Below are 16,835 nucleotides of genomic sequence, written 5' to 3' on the forward strand. Positions count from 1 at the left end.
CGCCGTGGGGCCCTCGCCGGCGTGGGCCCACCCACCGGCTCCCTCGTCTCGCTTCGCTTCGCCGTGGGCCCACCCACCGGCGGGGCCCCACACCGGCGGGGCCCGCGGCATCCCCATAGAATGGAAAGATGACCCTCAGCGTTGCGCTCGGCCCCGATACGAGGGAGAGCACCCAGACCGGAACAGTGGTGTCAGCCGATTCCCTGACCGCCCCGGACGTCCCGTGGAACCTCGTGATCTGGAACGATCCGGTGAACCTGATGAGCTACGTGAGCTTCGTTTTCCGAAGCTACTTTGGATATTCGGAGGCGAAGGCGGACAAGCTCATGATGGAAGTCCATAAGAAAGGCCGCTCCATCGTGGCCCACGGCAGCAAGGAGCAGGTGGAGCAGCACGCCGTCGCGATGCACGGTTATGGGCTTTGGGCCACGGTGGAGAAAGCCACCAGCGGCGGCAAGGAAGGCACCTCCGGCAAGGGCAAGGGAAAACGTGGCTAAGGCATTCAAATACGGGCTTAAGGGCATCACCGGCTATCTCGAACCGGCGGAACGCGAGCTGCTTCGCGGCCTTTTCGCCGATGTCATCGCCATGCTGGAGCCCGAGGTTCGGGAGAACCAGGACCCGCTCTCGGCTCTGATCGGACTCGACATGGAGGTGCAGGAACCCACCGACAGGGCTGTCCGGCGGCTGCTTCCAAACGTCATGAAGGACGACGGCGCCGCGTCGCTGGAGTTCAGGCAACTCACCGAACGCTCACTTCGCGAGGGGAAGATCGGCGCCCTGCGGGCGGCGTCGCTTGGCCTCGACAAAGACGACCTGACGCTGACCGAAACCGATGCCCGGCATTGGTCCACCGCCCTCAATGACGTCCGGCTGGTGCTGGCTGAGCGCCTCGACATCCAGGATGAGGCCGACGCCGAACATGTCCACCTGATGCAGGACTGGTCCCAGGCTGAAGACGTGGAAAGCTACCTCGCCCTCGTCTACAACTTCACGACGTGGCTTCAGGAGTCCCTGGTCCAGGCGATGGTGCACTCGCTGGACACCCGGTCCGGCTCACGGCGTTGATCACCGCCCCGGTGTCCCGACACAACGCAGAGTCCGAACTTTCGGTCTCCATGTAGACGCTTATTGTGACTCAATAGACATGAGCCAAGGGACACATCTAATGGCCGGAGTCAGTGGGAAGCCCTATCCTCGAATAATCATGACTTCAGCATCGAGCATGGATCCGGCAGCGGGAGCTGTAACGGAATCCCAGACAAGCAGCACCTCATCCACGGCTTCGGCCAGCGACATGGGGTCCCGGCCGATAGGTGTTTTCGACTCTGGCGTCGGCGGACTGACCGTTGCCCGGTCCATCATTGACCAGTTGCCCAACGAATCCATCCTGTATGTCGGCGATACCGCCAACGGCCCGTACGGCCCCCTGCCTATCGCGGAAGTGCGCGCCAACGCTCTGGGCGTCATGGACGAACTGGTGGATTCCGGCGTCAAGCTGCTGACCATAGCCTGCAACTCGGCGTCGGCCGCTGTGCTTCGGGATGCACGCGAACGGTACACGGCCCGCTACGGCATTCCTGTCATCGAAGTCATCCAGCCGGCAGTCCGGCGGGCGGTGGCAGCTACCCGGACCGGGCGGATCGGCGTCATCGGCACCTCCGCAACGATCGGCTCACGCGCCTACGACGACACCTTCGCAGCAGCTCCTGACCTCGAGATCACGTCGGTGGCCTGTCCTGCTTTCGTCAGCTACGTTGAGGCAGGCATTACAACAGGACCAGAACTGCTGGCTGTCGCCCGGGAATACCTTGACCCGCTCAAGGCCGCAGGCGTGGACACCGTGGTTCTGGGCTGCACGCACTACCCTCTGCTGACAGGCGTCATTTCCTTCGTGATGGGAGAGGACGTCACCCTCGTCTCCAGCGCCGAAGAAACGGCCAAGGACGTCTACCGTGCGTTGGCCACCCGCGGCCTGGAGCGTAAATTCCTGAGCCCGCCCGAGCACCACTTCATCGCTACCGGGGACGCCGCCCAGTTCGAGTCACTCGCAAGGCGGTTCCTTGGCCCCGAGGTGCTCACCGTGCAGCACGTGGCCCACGTTGCTGCGCAATACCCCACGGGCAGCCTGGCTCGGATCACTCCGGAAATGATTGCGGCCGCGCGCTCTGGCGGAGTTCGCCCCCGGACCTCGAATTTTGTGGAAAACTCCATTGCAGGAGGTTCCGCGACGTGAAGCTGACCATAGTGGGCTGTACAGGTTCCTTTCCGGGGCCGGGATCGCCGGCGTCGTGCTATCTCCTGACTGCCCATGACGGAGAGCGGACCTGGAAGATAGTCCTGGACCTGGGCAGCGGTGCCCTTGGCGCCATCCAGCGCTATACGGACCTGGAGGACATCGACGCGATCTTCCTGACCCACCTCCACCCGGACCATTGCATGGACCTCTGTGGGCTTCATGTCGCAGTGCGATGGAAGCCGGGAGGTTGGGGCAGGGACCGTATTCCGGTGTGGGGACCCGCTGCGACGGCGGACAGGATGGCTACGGCTTACGGGCTGGAGCTCGACCCCGGCATGCATGAAGAGTTCGACTTCAGTAACTGGACCGAACGCCAGCCCGTCGCCTTGGGGCCGTTCACCGTTACCCCGTTCGCCGTGAACCACCCCGTCGAGGAAGCGTATGCGCTGCGCGTTGAAGTGACGGAACCGTCCCGGGACGGTGCTCCTGTAACCCGTGTTCTCACGTACTCCGGGGACACGGATTCGTGCAGCGGGCTCGAAGAGGCGGCGAAGGACGCGGATCTTTTCCTCTGCGAGGCCGCGTTTGAGGAAGGACGGGATGACGCCGTCAAGGACGTGCATCTGACCGGAAAGCGCGCCGGGGAGGCCGCTGCAGCAGCCGGTGCCCGCCGTTTGCTGCTGACGCACATTCCGGTGTGGACGTCCCAGACCACTGTCATGGCGGAGGCGCGTCCGGTGTTTTCCGGAGACGTGGCAGTGGCAGTGGCAGGGGTGCACTACACGGTCTGAGCGTCTACCGCCCGAACCGTGATGAGTACCCGGGTGGAGCGGCCATGCCGTTGTGAGTCGATAAGCTAGGGGCATGACTTCTGAAGCACTGACCACCCCTGTTATCCGCGCCGACGGCCGCACGCCGGACCAACTCCGCCCCATCAGCATCACCCGCGGCTGGTCCAAGCAGGCTGAGGGTTCTGCGCTGATCGAGTTCGGGAACACCCGGGTCCTGTGCACCGCCTCGCTGACTGAAGGCGTACCCCGCTGGCTCAAGGGTGAGGGCCGCGGATGGGTGACGGCCGAGTATGCCATGCTTCCCCGGGCAACGAACACCCGCTCTGACCGGGAGTCAGTCAAGGGCAAGATCGGCGGACGCACCCACGAAATTTCCCGCCTGATCGGCCGCTCCCTCCGGTCCATCATTGACACCAAAGCGCTCGGTGAAAACACCATTGTGCTTGACTGCGATGTCCTCCAGGCCGACGGCGGTACCCGCACGGCTGCCATTACCGGTGCCTACGTTGCCTTGGCCGAGGCCATCCGGTTCGCCCGCGAGAACAAAATCATCTCCCGCAATGCCCAGCCACTGATCGATACCATCGCAGCCGTGTCGGTGGGGATCATTGACGGCATTCCCATGCTGGACCTGCCCTACGTTGAGGATGTCCGCGCCGAGACAGACATGAATGTTGTTGTCACCGGTTCGGGCAAGTTCGTGGAGGTCCAGGGAACCGCTGAAGGAGCACCCTTTGACAGGGACGAGCTGAACAAGCTGCTGGACCTTGCGCTCCTCGGAACAGGGCAACTGGCCGTCATCCAGCGCGAAACCCTTGCGGAAGCCCCGTGACCGAAAAGGCTGGAACGCAGGCACCGCTCCTTGTCCTGGCGACGCACAACAAGGGAAAACTCCGGGAACTGCGTGAGCTTCTGCGCGGTCAGGTCCCTGGGCTCGACGTCGACACCCAGGTCATCGATGCTGCAGCCGCAGGTGCGCCGGACGTCGCTGAGACCGGCGTGACCTTCGCCGAGAACTCCCTCCTCAAGGCGCGGGCTGTTGCCGATGCAACGGGACTCCTGGCCATCGCTGACGATTCAGGCCTGGCCGTGGATGTCCTGGGCGGCGCACCGGGAATTTTTTCGGCCCGCTGGTGCGGCCGGCACGGCGACGACGCGGCAAACCTTGAGTTGCTCCTCGCCCAGCTCTCCGACGTACCGGACAGTCACCGGGGAGCGGCCTTTGTCTGCGCCGCCGCCCTGGCCGTCCCTTCCGGCTCCAAGACAGTGGATTCCGCTGTTTTGGGTTCCGGCGCCGACGCTCTGGACCTGGGCGCCAGGGAAGTGGTCGAATACGGCCAGCTTGAAGGCACATTGCTGCGGGAACCCCGGGGCGAGGGCGGCTTCGGCTACGATCCGATTCTGCAGCCGCTCGGCTATGACCGCAGCTGCGCGGAACTGAGCTCTCAGGAAAAGAACGCAATCAGCCACCGCGGCAAGGCGTTCAGGGCCCTGTTGCCGGCCATCATCGACGCGCTCGCCCGGCGGTAAACACGTCCGTCAGCTACAAAAAAGGCCCTTCCCCGCATAAACGTTGCTGGCCAGCTGCGTTCATGCGGGGGAGGGCCGTTCTCTAAACCGTCACCGGAATAATCAGTGTTACGGGTTGGTTTTGCGCTCGTTCTCAGGGGCGTGCTCTTCGATGTACTCGTCCACAGCATCCGTGCCGTAGGCCGCGGACTGGCGCTTGGCAGACATTCCTCGAAGGACCTCTACGCCGATGGGAATGACGGACAACAGGACGATGATGATGAAGATGATGTCCAGGTTGTCCCGCACCCACGGGATCCGGTCGCCCAGCAGGTAGCCCAGCAGCGTGACGCCGCCGCCCCACAGAACAGCGCCGATTACGTTGAACAGGAAGAACTTCCGCTTGCTCATCTGCGCTACACCGACGATCACCGGAACGAACGTCCTGATGATCGGGACGAACCTGGCGAGGATCAGCGCTTTGCCGCCATGCTTTTCAAAGAAGGCGTGGGCCTTGTCCACGTTTTCACGCTTGAACAGGCGGGAATCCGGCTTGTTGAAGATCGCAGGCCCGGCCTTGGAGCCAATGAGGTAACCGGTCTGGTTTCCCACGATCGCAGACACGATGATGAGGGCGGCAAAAAGCCAGACATTGAACTTGATGGTGTCGGTAGCAACCAGCAGGCCGGCGGTGAAAAGCATGGAATCGCCGGGAAGGAAAAACCCGATCAGCAGCCCTGTTTCAGCGAAGATGATGCCGCAGACCAGAAGCACTACCCACGGGGCCAATGCCGGGTCTGCCAGGAAAATCTGGGGGTTGAGCCAGTCAGGCAGGAACGAGGCCAGGTGCGGTTGTACGGGTCCCGCACCCCCCAAAGCGGACACGGCAAAGTCACTCATCGCAGATAGATTCACGCTTCTAGGTTACTGGACTGATCCCGGGCACTTCCGCAGCGGGCCTTTCCGGCCATCTCTTCCCTGTACGGGGAGTCGTGCAGGCGGGCACTCCGGCCACGGCTAAAGTTGAGCCGTGAGTTTGGACTTTACGGCGATCGACTTCGAGACTGCCAATGGCTTCCGCGGTTCGCCGTGTGCTGTTGGCCTCAGTAAGGTCCGCGGAGGTGTTGTTGTCGACGAGGCATCCTGGCTGATGCGGCCCCCGCAGAATCATGACCACTTCGATCACCACAACGTGAGGGTCCACGGCATAAGGTCCCAGGACGTGGCCGGACTGCCTCGCTTCGGTGAACTCTTCCCGAAGATCGGCGCCTTTATTGGCGGGGATATCCTGGCGGCCCACAACGCAGCCTTCGATCTGGGGGTTATCCGCTCGGGGTTGGAGGTGTCCGGCCTGGCTGGGCCTGCCTACGACTACGCCTGCACTGTGATGCTCTCCCGGCGCTGTTACTCACTCGTCTCGAACTCATTGCCATACGCCGCTGAAGAGGCGGGGGTGCCTCTGGTCAACCATCACGATGCAGCTGAGGATGCCCGCGCCTGCGCCGGAATCCTCATTGACATCGCCGCCCGCAACAGGTCCCACAGCATCGGCGAGCTCTACCTCTCCCTTGGCTTGGCTCTGCCGCACCAGCCTGCTTTTGATCCAGGCCGCGACGAACTGTCGAAGGCAACACTGACGGCCCTCACAGCCCTGGGAGCAGGCAATGTCCCGTCGAGGCCTTTCCAGTCCGGCTGGCCCGAAGAAGGGGCCAACCCCATGCCGAATGCCGACGCCGAGCCGGGTCATCCGCTGTACGGCCAGACGGTGGTGTTTACCGGGCAGCTCACCATGGCGCGGCCGGAAGCCAAGGTGCGTTCCGCCGAGCTCGGTGCGCGCCCGGAGAGCCGGGTCACTGCGCGGACCACGCTCCTGGTTGTAGGCGACGGCTTTGTGGCGGCAGACCTGCGCTCGGGCCGGCTTACGGGCAAAGCCAAAAGGGTCCTGGAGCTGCACGACCGGGGCCAGCAGATTGAGGTGCTGTCCGAGGGGGAGTTTCTCCAAATGGTGGGCGGGCACATGCCTGCGTCCTCGTTCGCCTCGTCCTAGCCTCTGCGCGGCCCGCGTTCACAGGGAGCAACAATTCTTTCAGCGCAGGCGGGGCTCTCCTACCCTTGCACCATGAGCAGAGTTGAGACGCCGGAAGCCACTGCCGTGACAGACCAAGTGCAAACTGGTTGGCGGGCAGTGTTCGCTTTTCCCAACCCGGTCAACGAGTATGCTGCCAGGATTACGGCAGGGCTGGTGGTGGCCGCTGCGGTTGTGACCTTGCTGACAGGGTTCGGCTGGGGACTGGCCGCAATCGCCGTCGGCTTCTGGCTGAGGGTGCTGTTCGGCCCGCGTATTTCACCGCTGGCGTTGCTGTCCGTCAAGGTCCTTGCGCCCCGCCTGGGCCGGGTGAAGCTGGTACCCGGTCCACCCAAACGCTTCGCCCAGGGATTGGGGGCTGCGATGTCCACCGCTGCTGCAGTTCTCCTTGCCGCAGGAATGGCGCCGGCGGCGTGGCTGCTGCTGGCCGTTCTGATCATCGCTGCTTCCCTTGAGGCGTTTGCAGGGTTTTGCCTTGGCTGCGTAATCTTTGGTTTCCTTCAGCGCCGCGGGCTGATTCCCGAGGACGTTTGCGAAGCCTGCAACAACATCTCGCTTAGGCGCCCGTAACCGTGACGAGCTGAGCCGCCATTCCGCGGACCACCTCCGGAGCTTCAAGAGCGTCCAGCCACTCAGCCGGAAGGCAGGCCTCACCGTAGTAGGCGCCCAGGATGTTTCCGGCTATTGAACCGGTCGAATCGCTGTCGCCTGAATGGTTCACAGCCAACCGGACGGCTGCTTTGAAGTGCGCAACGGGGTCCACGCTGTTCCCGTCAGCTCCCGCCGTCGCCAAAACCGAGTAAACCGCGACGGCGAGGGCCTCCTCCGCCACCCATCCCTCACCGAGCGTCTGGACCAGTTCCTCCGGGCTGAGAATGCCGCCCACGCCATGTGCGCCAATGCCTGCTGAAGACCCGGCCTTATCGGCGGCGCGGAGGGCTGATTCAAGTCGCTCCAGAAGCTCCTTGCAAGGTTCTGACTGGCCCTCAAGGTAGCCCAGCGAAGCCTCGACTGCCCCCTGCAGTCCTTGGCCGCCCACCAGCCCATGAATGATCAGGCTGAACGCTCCGGCGCTCTGGCGCGCCGAAGGATGACCGTGTGTCAGCGAAGCGGCGTCTGCGCTGAGTTTGTACACGGAGTCCACGGGGATATGCGGAATCAGGCCAAAAGGAGCCGAGCGCATTACGGTCCCGCACCCCTTGGAGTCAGGATTCACAGGCCGGTAAACCGTGCCCATCTCTCCGGTCGAAAGCCCGCTGAGACAGGCGCTGCCGGGTGCCCGGCGGTGTTTGAGTGCTTCATGGGTGTCGATCCAGCGCGGCTGCGGCACCGGAGCCGGCGGGGGCACCGGAACACCTTGCGTTGCCAGCCACCTCAGATACGCCAGCCACAGGCAGGCGTTCGCGTCGGCACCTATTCCGTCGTTCGCCCATTCCAGCACCTCCACAAGGCCGTCCACGGTGTAGAGCGTCATTTGGGTGTCGTCCGAAAAGTGGACGTCGCCGTCGAGCTCGTTGAAATCCGTGAGGCCGTCAGGCCCAAAACGGTCCCGAATCTGTTCCACAGAATCGAACTCCACTGCGTAGCCGAGCGAATCTCCCAATGCCCCGCCCAGCAGGCAGGCATGAATCCGGGATGCGGCCGAGGGGTGCGGAAAGCGATCGGGAATTGTGCTCATACCGCAAATTTACCGGTAAATTCCCGGCAGTTTGTCTCAATGACGGGCTCCCACCACCCCCGGCGGATCATCAGAGGCGGGTCAGCATGCACCCCGAAAGGGCGCGCAACCCTGCGAAGGTGGCAGCCCTGTTCCCAGTGAATCGGAGGAGAGCGTTTCGGAGGGCAGCCCTGGAAGGGCCGGGGCAGCGCGGACGAAGCCCGTCAATTCTGTGTGGGAAAGCCAAAAAGCAGCAGCTGATCGTGACGCGCCGATCCGGTCGGGGCGGGCCTGTCCGAAACTGTCGCACCCAGCCGATACGTTAATGGCATGCGTTTACTGCACACCTCGGACTGGCATCTAGGCCGTTCTTTCCACGGCGTTGGCATGCTCGAAGCCCAGCGGTCGTTCATCGACCAGCTTGTGGCTGTTGTCCGGGATGAGTCCGTAGACGTGGTCTTGATCGCCGGTGATGTCTACGATCGGGCCTTGCCTGGAGTGGACGTGGTGGGGCTTTTGGACGAGGCCCTGGTCAGGCTGACCGGCGCCGGGGCCAAGGTGGTTCTAACCAGCGGAAACCACGACTCCGCCATACGGCTGGGATTTGCCTCCCGGCTCCTTGAGCGTGGCGGAGTGCACCTGCGCACAAGGGTTTCCGAGCTCGATCACCCAATTCTTTTTCCACTCGATGATGGCGGATCAGGAGAGCGGCGTGGTCCCGTGCTGGCCATCTATGGGATTCCTTGGCTGGAGCCCCGGCTCGTGGCGGAACAACTCGGAGCCCGGACGGCGAGCCACTTCGAGGTCACACAGGCCGCTACCGGGCTGATCCGGGCACACGTTGCACAACTGGCCGAAGAAGGAATTGTTCACAGCATTGTTCTTGCACATACCTTTGCGAGCGGCGGGATCAGCTCGGACAGCGAACGTGACTTGTCCATCGGCGGCGTGGGGGCAGTCCCCTTGGACCTCTTCGACGGGTTCAGCTACACGGCCTTGGGACACCTGCACGGCAAGCAGACACTCTCGCCGGCGGTCCGCTATTCGGGATCCCCGCTGGCATACTCGTTCTCCGAGGCTGCACACCGCAAGGGCGGCTGGCTCATTGATGTCGATACCACCGGCGTAGCCGCGGTGACGGAAGTCCTTTGGGAGGCGCCGCGCACCCTTGCCGTTCTTCGTGGCAGGATCCAAACGCTCCTGGAGTCCGAGGAATACACCTGGGCTGAGACGGCCTTCTGCCAGATCACGCTGACAGATCCACAACGCCCAGCCCAAGCCATGGAAAAGCTGCGCACACGCTTCCCGGACACCCTTGTCCTGGGGTTCGATCCCGAAGGAGCCGCAGCCACAGCAAAGACGAGCTACAGCAGCAGGATTTCTGAAGCGGAGGATGATCTCTCCATCTGCTGCGGCTTTTTGGAGCATGTCCGGGCACGGAGTGCGGATGATTCCGAGCGCGCCGCCTTGGCCGAGGTTTTGGACAACGTCCGGCTGGAAGAGGCCTCGCGATGAGGATCCACAGGCTGGAAATTTCAGCGTTCGGACCGTACGCAGGAACAGAGCACATAGACTTTGACAAGCTCGGCGCCCACGGGCTGTTCCTCCTCAACGGTGCAACCGGTGCGGGAAAAACCAGCGTTCTGGATGCCATTTGCTTCGCTCTCTACGGGGCCGTCCCCGGTGCCAGGCAGGACGGAAAACGCCTGCGCAGCGATCATGCAGAGCCATCAGCGGAACCGCGTGTTACCTGCGAATTCTCGGCACGCGGCAGGTACTTCGAAGTCTCCAGATCGCCCGCCTGGGACAAGCCCAGCGCACGCGGAAAGAGCGGGTTCACAGGCCAGCAAGCCAAGACCCTCCTTCGGGAGCGCGTAGACGGCAGTTGGATCGAAAAATCCGGCCGGAACGACGAAGCCGGTGCCGAAATTACGGAAATCCTGGGGATGGGTCGTGAGCAGTTCACGAGGGTAGTCATGCTGCCGCAAGGTGATTTTGCCGCCTTCCTTCGTTCCAACGCCAAAGACCGGCTGGAGCTCCTCCAAAAACTATTCGGAACGCAGCGCTTCGAAGCAGTGGAGCAGGAGCTGGCACGCCAGGGGGCATCAGCCCGCCTCAAGGTGGAGGCCCTGACCGGTGAGCTGGGGATGCTCCTGAGCCGGGCAGAAGCCGAAGCAGAATTACTGAAGCTTGATGTGTCAGCTGTACCCGATGGCGCCGAGGTACTATCCTGGCTGGCCATAACGGCTGAAACCGCCGCCACTGCCCTCCAAAAATCAGCGGATGCCGCGGAAGTTCTGCGCATTGACCGGGCAGGAAGCCTTGAAGCAGGCATAGCGAAAAATACCCGCAGAAAGAAGCTTGAGGCGGCCCAAAAGCGCCGGTCCGAAGTCCGTTTGGCTGCCCCCGGTCTTGAAGCCGCCCGCGTGAAACTGGGGCTGCACCGCAAGGCCGAAATGCTGCGTGGCCAACTGGATGCTGTCAAAGCAGCTGAACGCCAGGAAGAGGCGGCCGGAGCATCGTTCCGTACCGCCATGGCAAGCCTCAGCAGTGACCAGCTGGAAGGCTGGGACATTACAGAGAATCAGCAGAACCCAACAGGAAGCAAAGTTACCGACTCCTTGGAACGGTTGCGTTCCTTTTCTGCTGTGCTGGTCGAACGGCTGGCTGATGAGGACCTGTGCGCAGGGCTTCTCCAACGGAGAACCGAGTTGAGCCAGCTACGCTTGGATCTTGACGCTGAATGCAAGGTGAATGCTGCGTCCCTGAGCAACCTCCGGTCAGAATACGCTTCACTGGCGGCTGGGATGCGAAGCCTCGAGGAGCTCGCTGGAGAAGTTCGGCTCCGTACCAAAGAAGCGGCCGCGGCCGAGGAACTCGTAGAAATTGTCGGTCGTTACAACGCAGCCGTGGCAGCTGTTACCAGGATCGCTGAACGTCGCCGCGAAGCCAGGGACATTCATCAGGAACTCCGCCAGGAGTGGCTGGACCTGCGTGAAGCGCGCTTAGCCAATGCAGCAGCAGAACTTGCGAATCAGCTGGCTCCGGAACACCCTTGCCCCGTATGCGGAAGCGCGGAGCACCCGTCTCCTGCAACATCAGGTCAGTCAGCGTTGGAAGTAGCAGCCACCGAACAGGCAGCCCAGACGAAAGCAGACGCCGCAGAGAAGTCCGTGCAGGCTATCGAGCGCGAGCTGTCGCTGGCGGAACAGCAAGTGGCCGTACTGGCCGCACAGGGCGGCGACACGGATCCCGCCATCGCTGAACAAGATGCCTTGGCGTCGCAGGAGCGTGCCGCGCTCTCCGTCCGCGCCGCAGCAGAGCTGGACCGCGACCGGGACCGGCAAGAGGAGCTGGCATTGAGCATCTCGGCAGCAGAGGAGGCTCAAGTCACGGCGCTGGCCTCCATCGCCGAGACCACGTCCACGCTGGCTGAGGTCAAGCAGCAGACGGACTCCCTCGAGGCCGCCCTCGCGAACCTTCGGGGGAGCCACCCCAGCATCAACCACCGAATCCATGCTGTCCGCCGAACCATCACTTTGCTGGAAGCGGCCCAGGCCGCTGAGATTGAGGCGGACAGGGCTGCGGCCCGGGTAGCAGAGGTCACAACGCGGCTTCACAATGACCTGCCAGCAGCAGGCTTCGCCTCGGTGGAGGAAGCCCGCGTCGTCCTGCTGCCTGCTCCGGATGCACAGGCCCTCGAATCCTTTATCCGCACCTGCCAGGATGAAGTGGCCAGGGTAGAGGAGCTGTTTGCCGGCGAAGACTTGATCCTTGCAGCAAGCGAAGCAGCAGGGGAGCTGTCCGTGAACGACGAGGAGCTTGAGCATCTCCGCGAGGACTCCCTTGCAGCAGAGGAAACGGCGCGTGAAACCGCCCTCGCTGCCGCCATGGCCTGGAAATCTGTGCGGACGCTGCGCAGCATCGGCGCAGAGTATGAGGAACTGCTTGAAGACTCCCGGAAACCCCGTGAACGTGCAGAACTCCTGACTTCCCTGGCAGAAGCGGCCCGGGGCGGCGGAGACAACAGCTACCGGATGAGCCTCAACAGTTACGTGCTGGCCGCGCGCTTGGAGCAAGTAGCAACTGCAGCCTCCGAACGGCTCGTCGGCATGAGCGACGGGCGTTACACCCTCCAACATACCGATGCCAAGGCTGCCAAGGGTGCCAAGTCAGGCCTGGGGCTGGAAGTGGTGGACGAGTGGACCGGCCAGCGACGGGACACCGCTACTCTGTCCGGCGGCGAGTCTTTTATGGCATCCCTCGCTCTCGCGTTGGGGCTGGCTGATGTGGTGCAGCAGGAAGCGGGAGGGATCGATATCGAAACCTTGTTCGTTGACGAAGGTTTTGGCAGCCTCGACGACGAAGCACTCGAGCAGGTTATGGATGTCCTCGAAGGATTGCGAGATGGCGGCCGGGTGGTGGGGCTGGTGAGCCACGTGGCCGAAATGAAACAGCGGATCAACATGCAGCTTCAGGTTGTCAAAGGCAGGAACGGGTCCAGCCTCCACATCGCTGACACCGCCGAGGCCGCGTAGGTCTGCCCGGCCATTCTGGAAAGCCACCTTAACCCGGCTATACTTGACGGGTTACCGGGTTGCGCGCATCGGGCGGAGGGACGATGCGCATGATTGAACGAGCCCGGATCTATGACAACTTCCACATCTCTTTCCCAGCCTTCGCAGCCCTCCCAGGACCAGGATCACCTGAGCCCGGAGCCGAAGAACGAGGCCCCCGAACGCGGCAGGTTCGCCCGGTTGCCTCTCCTGGCAGGCAAAAGCTTCATTCCACTTGGACTCTTCGCCAGGCTCCCTCTGGCCATGCTGACTGTCGGCGCCCTGACCTTGGTAACCTCGGTCACTGACTCATACGCCATCGGCGGGACTGCCGCAGGTGCGGTCGGTATCGGTTCGGCCCTCGGTGCTCCGGTACTCGGCGGGTTGGCTGACAGGCACGGGCAACGAATCGTCCTGCTCGCTGCCGCCCTGATCAACTGCGCCGCCGTCCTGGCATTGATCTTTACTGCATACCTGGCCCCTGGCACCGAATCCTGGGACCAGGGCGTGCCGGTTTTGGCGGCAGCCTTCCTGGCTGGTGCGAGTTGCCCGCAGGTGGGACCTCTGGCGAGGGTTCGCTGGATGGCGCTGACTTCACGCGGCAGTACGGTGAACAATGCCAAGGACCTCGACACCGCGCTCTCCTACGAGAGTACGGCTGACGAACTGACTTTCGTCCTGGGACCGGCGCTGGTGGGCGTGCTTGCCAGCCTGGTGGCGCCCTGGCTTCCCCTTGCCCTGGCCGCTGCCCTGACCATTTCCCTTGTTCCGGCCTTTGCCGTACACCCCACCCATCTGGCGGTGCCAAGGAGGACACAGCCGCCTGTCCCCGAGAGCCCCATCCAGGACGAGGACACCCACGACGAGCCTGCCCCTGACAAGCACCAGCGTGATGAAAAGCCCGGCATGAACGGCGCGATCCGGCTCAGGGTAGCTGCCTCGGTAGCACTGCCCGTGGCGGCCATGGTTTGTATGGGAACCTTCTTCGGATCCATTCAAACAGCCTTGAGCTCATTCTCGGCCGGCTTCGCCACTTCGGAGATTGCCGGTTTGCTGTATGCAGTAATGGGGCTGAGCTCAGCGGCCGCGGCACTATCCGTCGCCTACTGGCCGCGGCGCTTTGGCGTGATCTTCCGCTGGATGGTCAGCGCAGGGTTGATGACCGGCTTTGCCCTGCTGCTCTTGCTGCCTTCAACAGCCCTGCCCATGATCGTGGTGCTGCTGATCCTGGGCCTGCCGGTGGGTCCGCTCATGGTCACGGTCTTCGCCATCGGAGGCCTGGTGGCTCCGGCTGGCAAGCTGGGCACGGTCATGACAGCACTCGCCAGCGGAATTGTCGCCGGCACCGCCCTGGGATCATCCTTGGCCGGACATCTTGCCCAGAACAACGGCTATTCCACGGCCTTCCTTGTTCCTGTTTGCGCTGCCGCCGCGCTGTTCCTCCTGGGGACGGCAGCCGCCGTCGTAATTAAAGCCGCTCAACGAAAGCGGGCTGGAACCGACGCGTAAGAGGAGCCCTGGGGAGCCGCTAGGCCAACTGGCTCTCAATGCGTTCTGCGCTGGCTTTCAGAGCCGCAGCAACCTCAGCCGGGTCTTGGGATGATCGGATATAAACAACGGCGATGGCGGCCGGACGGCGGCCGGGGACCCGCACAGGAACAGCCAGCGAGGAGACGCCCGCAATGACTTCGTCGTGGCTTGCCGCGTAGCCCCGCTGCCTTGCATCCGCAGCCTCCCGACGGTAGGCAACACCGGGGGCCAGGTCCTTCCATTCCTGCTCGTCGAAAGCTGACTGGATGGCAATTCCGGGCGCACCGGCGTTGATCGGATGGCGTGAGCCCGGGTGCTGCGCCACGGCAGCGCCGGAGTGTCTGGGTTCAACGGTTACAAGGGTGATGCAGTCCTGGTGGTCCCACACGGCCACGAATGCGGTCATCGTCAGGGTATTGGCCAGCTGCGTCAGCTCCGGCAAGGCCGCTGTCTGCAGGTCCCGTGATACGCCCCTGGCCAATGCAGCCAGGCCAGGGCCCGGCTGCACCCGCCCGCCGTCGTCCCGCACCAGCAGCGAGTGATCCTCCAGCGTCCGCAAAATCCGGTAGGCAACAGAACGGTGCACGCCGAGGGCGGTCGAGAGCTCGGCAATAGTCAATGGCCGGTCAGCCTCAGCGAGAATCTCGAGCGCCCTGATGCCTCTGGACAGGGTCTGCGACGGGGAAGCCTGCGGAGCGGGATCCAGGGGGGTCTTGGCGGCAAGCGAGTTCATGTGCTCCATCCTAAGTGGCTGCGGGGGCAGGCCGGGGAACCTGTTGTGCCCAAGCGGACATTCCGGTTGCGTTCGTGTTGTGAACTCTAAGTTCAACTATAGAAACACCTGTGGGTGGCCGGCGTTTTGGTCAACAGCTACGATCGCGGACTGGTCCTGAGCGGGTCCGTGAATTCCTGTGCCAGGAAGACTGACTGTGGGCTTGGTCACAAAAACAAGGTATCCTACTAACTAACTGACCGTTCGATCAGTAAAACGTGTCCGCAGGTACTAGCAGTGCCCCCAGCCATGGAGTTCCAATGACCGCAACTTCCTCCGTCGATTCAGAGACGGGCCCCAGCAGCAAACATGAGGAACGCAAAGTTCTCGCCGGGACGCTGGTCGGCACCACCATCGAGTGGTACGACTTCTTCATCTTTGCCCAGCTGACAGGCACCTTGTTATCACCCTTGTTTCTCACGCCGCTGCAACAGGCCAATCCCGGTCTGGCGCAGATTCTCTCTTTCGCCCTCATCGGTATCAGTTTCCTCTTCCGTCCGCTCGGAGCCGTTGTGGCCGGGCACCTGGGAGACAAGCTGGGACGCAAGGCGATGCTGGTGTTCACGCTGGTAATGATGGGGGCTGCCACCGCTCTGATCGGCATGCTGCCTACATACAGCCAGATCGGCGTTTGGGCCCCGATCCTACTCATCACCCTCCGGATCCTGCAGGGGTTCTCGGCAGGCGGCGAGTGGGGCGGAGCTGCCCTGATGGCGGTGGAACACGCTCCCATGAGCAAGCGGGGTATCTTCGGGGCCTATCCCCAGATCGGTGTCCCCATCGGAATGATCCTGGCCACAGGCCTGTTGTTCTTCCTCAACAGCAGCATGTCCCGGGATGACTTCGCGGCGTGGGGCTGGCGTGTTCCGTTCCTGTTGTCCATCGTGCTGATCGTGGTTGGTTACCTGATCCGGCGGGCTGTTGCAGAAAGCCCTGTCTTCCAGGAGATGGCGGCGCGCAAAGCCGAGAGCAAGGCGCCGCTGGGTGAGCTCCTGCGCAATCACAAGACGCCCGTGGTCTACACGACCATGATCTTTATCGCCAACAACGCGGCGGGTTACCTGCTGATTGCGTTCTTCATTTCCTACGCCACCCGTTCGCTCCAGATGCCCGCACCCCCGGTCCTCCTCGCCACCACTCTGGCATCGTTTGGCTGGCTGATCTTCACGCTCGCCGGGGGCTGGCTCTCAGACCGGATAGGCCGCGTCAAAACATTCCTGACAGGCTACGCCATCATCTTCGCGTGGATGATTCCAATGTTCGCCCTTATTGATACCAAGGACATCCTGCTGTACGGGGTGGCGCTCTTCGTCCTGACCATCGGACTGGGACTGTCCTACGGGCCCATGTCAGCAATGTACGCCGAGATGTTCCCGGCTAACGTGCGCTACTCGGGTATCTCCATCGGCTACGCATTCGGTGCGATCCTGGGTGGCGCCTTTGCCGCAAGTATCGCCGAGTGGCTGCTCCAGACCACCAAGTGGACAGGATCCATCGGTATCTACATCATGATTCTCTGCGTCATTTCTTCCATTGGCGTGATCCTTGCCAAGGAGACCAAAGGAAATCTCCTCGGAATCAGCCGGCACTGAGCCTCCATCTGCCCGTCAGGCACCCGGTGCGGGCAGGGATATCAAAATACTGGACGTGGTCCCCGGTCCCTTGGCGGCCGGGGACCGTTCTTTCCCCCGGGTG

At 62.9% G+C, this 16,835-nt stretch carries 15 protein-coding genes; 12 read left to right on the plus strand and 3 right to left on the minus strand.

Features of this window, described 5'->3' with window-relative positions; translation table 11 throughout:
• Positions 1–128: 128 nt before the first annotated feature.
• From clpS to M1E02_RS07710, 6 genes are all read left to right on the plus strand, one after another.
• On the plus strand, positions 129–497 hold the full coding sequence (gene clpS, locus M1E02_RS07685; protein ID WP_247042947.1) for an ATP-dependent Clp protease adapter ClpS: 369 nt from the start codon (positions 129–131) through the stop codon (positions 495–497).
• A complete protein-coding gene (locus tag M1E02_RS07690; RefSeq protein WP_479377487.1) occupies positions 490–1,068 on the plus strand; it encodes a DUF2017 domain-containing protein in 579 nt (192 codons plus the stop codon). The genes clpS and M1E02_RS07690 overlap by 8 nt, the downstream gene beginning before the upstream one ends.
• 139 nt (positions 1,069–1,207) lie before the next feature.
• Positions 1,208–2,236: a glutamate racemase gene (gene murI / locus M1E02_RS07695; RefSeq protein WP_479377488.1), complete on the plus strand. Its 1,029-nt coding sequence runs from the start codon at positions 1,208–1,210 to the stop codon at positions 2,234–2,236.
• Entirely contained in the window at positions 2,233–3,030 is a 798-nt protein-coding gene (locus M1E02_RS07700) for an MBL fold metallo-hydrolase (RefSeq protein ID WP_247042952.1), read from the plus strand. Before murI ends, M1E02_RS07700 begins: the two co-directional genes overlap by 4 nt.
• A 73-nt stretch (positions 3,031–3,103) precedes the next feature.
• On the plus strand, positions 3,104–3,862 hold the full coding sequence (gene rph / locus M1E02_RS07705) for a ribonuclease PH (RefSeq protein ID WP_281507014.1): 759 nt from the start codon (positions 3,104–3,106) through the stop codon (positions 3,860–3,862).
• Positions 3,859–4,560: a non-canonical purine NTP pyrophosphatase gene (locus tag M1E02_RS07710; protein WP_479377489.1), complete on the plus strand. Its 702-nt coding sequence runs from the start codon at positions 3,859–3,861 to the stop codon at positions 4,558–4,560. Before rph ends, M1E02_RS07710 begins: the two co-directional genes overlap by 4 nt.
• Positions 4,561–4,668: 108 nt before the next feature.
• Here M1E02_RS07710 and M1E02_RS07715 read toward each other — a convergent pair whose 3' ends face one another.
• On the minus strand, positions 4,669–5,439 hold the full coding sequence (locus M1E02_RS07715; protein ID WP_479377490.1) for a VTT domain-containing protein: 771 nt from the start codon (positions 5,437–5,439) through the stop codon (positions 4,669–4,671).
• A 130-nt stretch (positions 5,440–5,569) separates the two neighbouring features.
• On the opposite strand from M1E02_RS07715, the gene M1E02_RS07720 reads away from it, so the two are divergent.
• Together M1E02_RS07720 and M1E02_RS07725 are read left to right on the plus strand one after the other, a co-directional pair.
• Complete coding sequence (locus tag M1E02_RS07720) at positions 5,570–6,586, plus strand: 3'-5' exonuclease (protein ID WP_479377491.1); 1,017 nt, start codon at positions 5,570–5,572, stop codon at positions 6,584–6,586.
• A 72-nt stretch (positions 6,587–6,658) separates the two neighbouring features.
• A complete protein-coding gene (locus tag M1E02_RS07725) occupies positions 6,659–7,195 on the plus strand; it encodes a DUF4395 domain-containing protein (RefSeq protein WP_479377492.1) in 537 nt (178 codons plus the stop codon).
• On the opposite strand, the gene M1E02_RS07730 is transcribed toward M1E02_RS07725, so the two are convergent.
• Entirely contained in the window at positions 7,182–8,303 is a 1,122-nt protein-coding gene (locus M1E02_RS07730) for an ADP-ribosylglycohydrolase family protein (RefSeq protein WP_479377493.1), read from the minus strand. The genes M1E02_RS07725 and M1E02_RS07730 overlap by 14 nt on opposite strands.
• Before the next feature lie 309 nt (positions 8,304–8,612).
• Here M1E02_RS07730 and M1E02_RS07735 point away from each other — a divergent pair, with 309 nt between their 5' ends.
• The 3 genes from M1E02_RS07735 (at position 8,613) to M1E02_RS07745 (ending at position 14,347) form a co-directional block, all read left to right on the plus strand.
• On the plus strand, positions 8,613–9,797 hold the full coding sequence (locus tag M1E02_RS07735) for an exonuclease SbcCD subunit D (RefSeq protein ID WP_479377494.1): 1,185 nt from the start codon (positions 8,613–8,615) through the stop codon (positions 9,795–9,797).
• Positions 9,794–12,820, plus strand: a complete 3,027-nt coding sequence (locus tag M1E02_RS07740; RefSeq protein ID WP_479377495.1) for an AAA family ATPase — start codon at positions 9,794–9,796, stop codon at positions 12,818–12,820. Before M1E02_RS07735 ends, M1E02_RS07740 begins: the two co-directional genes overlap by 4 nt.
• Before the next feature lie 111 nt (positions 12,821–12,931).
• Complete coding sequence (locus M1E02_RS07745) at positions 12,932–14,347, plus strand: MFS transporter (RefSeq protein WP_479377496.1); 1,416 nt, start codon at positions 12,932–12,934, stop codon at positions 14,345–14,347.
• A gap of 19 nt (positions 14,348–14,366) precedes the next feature.
• Here M1E02_RS07745 and M1E02_RS07750 read toward each other — a convergent pair whose 3' ends face one another.
• Positions 14,367–15,101: an IclR family transcriptional regulator gene (locus M1E02_RS07750; RefSeq protein WP_479377497.1), complete on the minus strand. Its 735-nt coding sequence runs from the start codon at positions 15,099–15,101 to the stop codon at positions 14,367–14,369.
• Between the two features lie 299 nt (positions 15,102–15,400).
• Here M1E02_RS07750 and M1E02_RS07755 point away from each other — a divergent pair, with 299 nt between their 5' ends.
• Positions 15,401–16,732 (plus strand): MFS transporter, encoded by a 1,332-nt coding sequence (locus tag M1E02_RS07755; RefSeq protein WP_479377498.1) that lies wholly within the window; start codon positions 15,401–15,403, stop codon positions 16,730–16,732.
• Positions 16,733–16,835 lie beyond the last annotated feature (103 nt).

Source organism: Arthrobacter sp. Z5-13 (genome assembly GCF_056499105.1).

Excerpts from the sequence above, each read along its gene's own strand:
- clpS (WP_247042947.1), top strand. The coding sequence starts at position 129 with ATGACCCTCAGCGTTGCGCTCGGCCCCGATACGAGGGAGAGCACCCAG.
- murI (WP_479377488.1), top strand. The coding sequence starts at position 1,208 with ATGACTTCAGCATCGAGCATGGATCCGGCAGCGGGAGCTGTAACGGAA.
- rph (WP_281507014.1), top strand. The coding sequence starts at position 3,104 with ATGACTTCTGAAGCACTGACCACCCCTGTTATCCGCGCCGACGGCCGC.
- M1E02_RS07715 (WP_479377490.1), bottom strand. The coding sequence starts at position 5,439 with ATGAGTGACTTTGCCGTGTCCGCTTTGGGGGGTGCGGGACCCGTACAA.
- M1E02_RS07725 (WP_479377492.1), top strand. The coding sequence starts at position 6,659 with ATGAGCAGAGTTGAGACGCCGGAAGCCACTGCCGTGACAGACCAAGTG.
- M1E02_RS07730 (WP_479377493.1), bottom strand. The coding sequence starts at position 8,303 with ATGAGCACAATTCCCGATCGCTTTCCGCACCCCTCGGCCGCATCCCGG.
- M1E02_RS07735 (WP_479377494.1), top strand. The coding sequence starts at position 8,613 with ATGCGTTTACTGCACACCTCGGACTGGCATCTAGGCCGTTCTTTCCAC.
- M1E02_RS07740 (WP_479377495.1), top strand. The coding sequence starts at position 9,794 with ATGAGGATCCACAGGCTGGAAATTTCAGCGTTCGGACCGTACGCAGGA.
- M1E02_RS07745 (WP_479377496.1), top strand. The coding sequence starts at position 12,932 with ATGACAACTTCCACATCTCTTTCCCAGCCTTCGCAGCCCTCCCAGGAC.
- M1E02_RS07750 (WP_479377497.1), bottom strand. The coding sequence starts at position 15,101 with ATGAACTCGCTTGCCGCCAAGACCCCCCTGGATCCCGCTCCGCAGGCT.
- M1E02_RS07755 (WP_479377498.1), top strand. The coding sequence starts at position 15,401 with ATGACCGCAACTTCCTCCGTCGATTCAGAGACGGGCCCCAGCAGCAAA.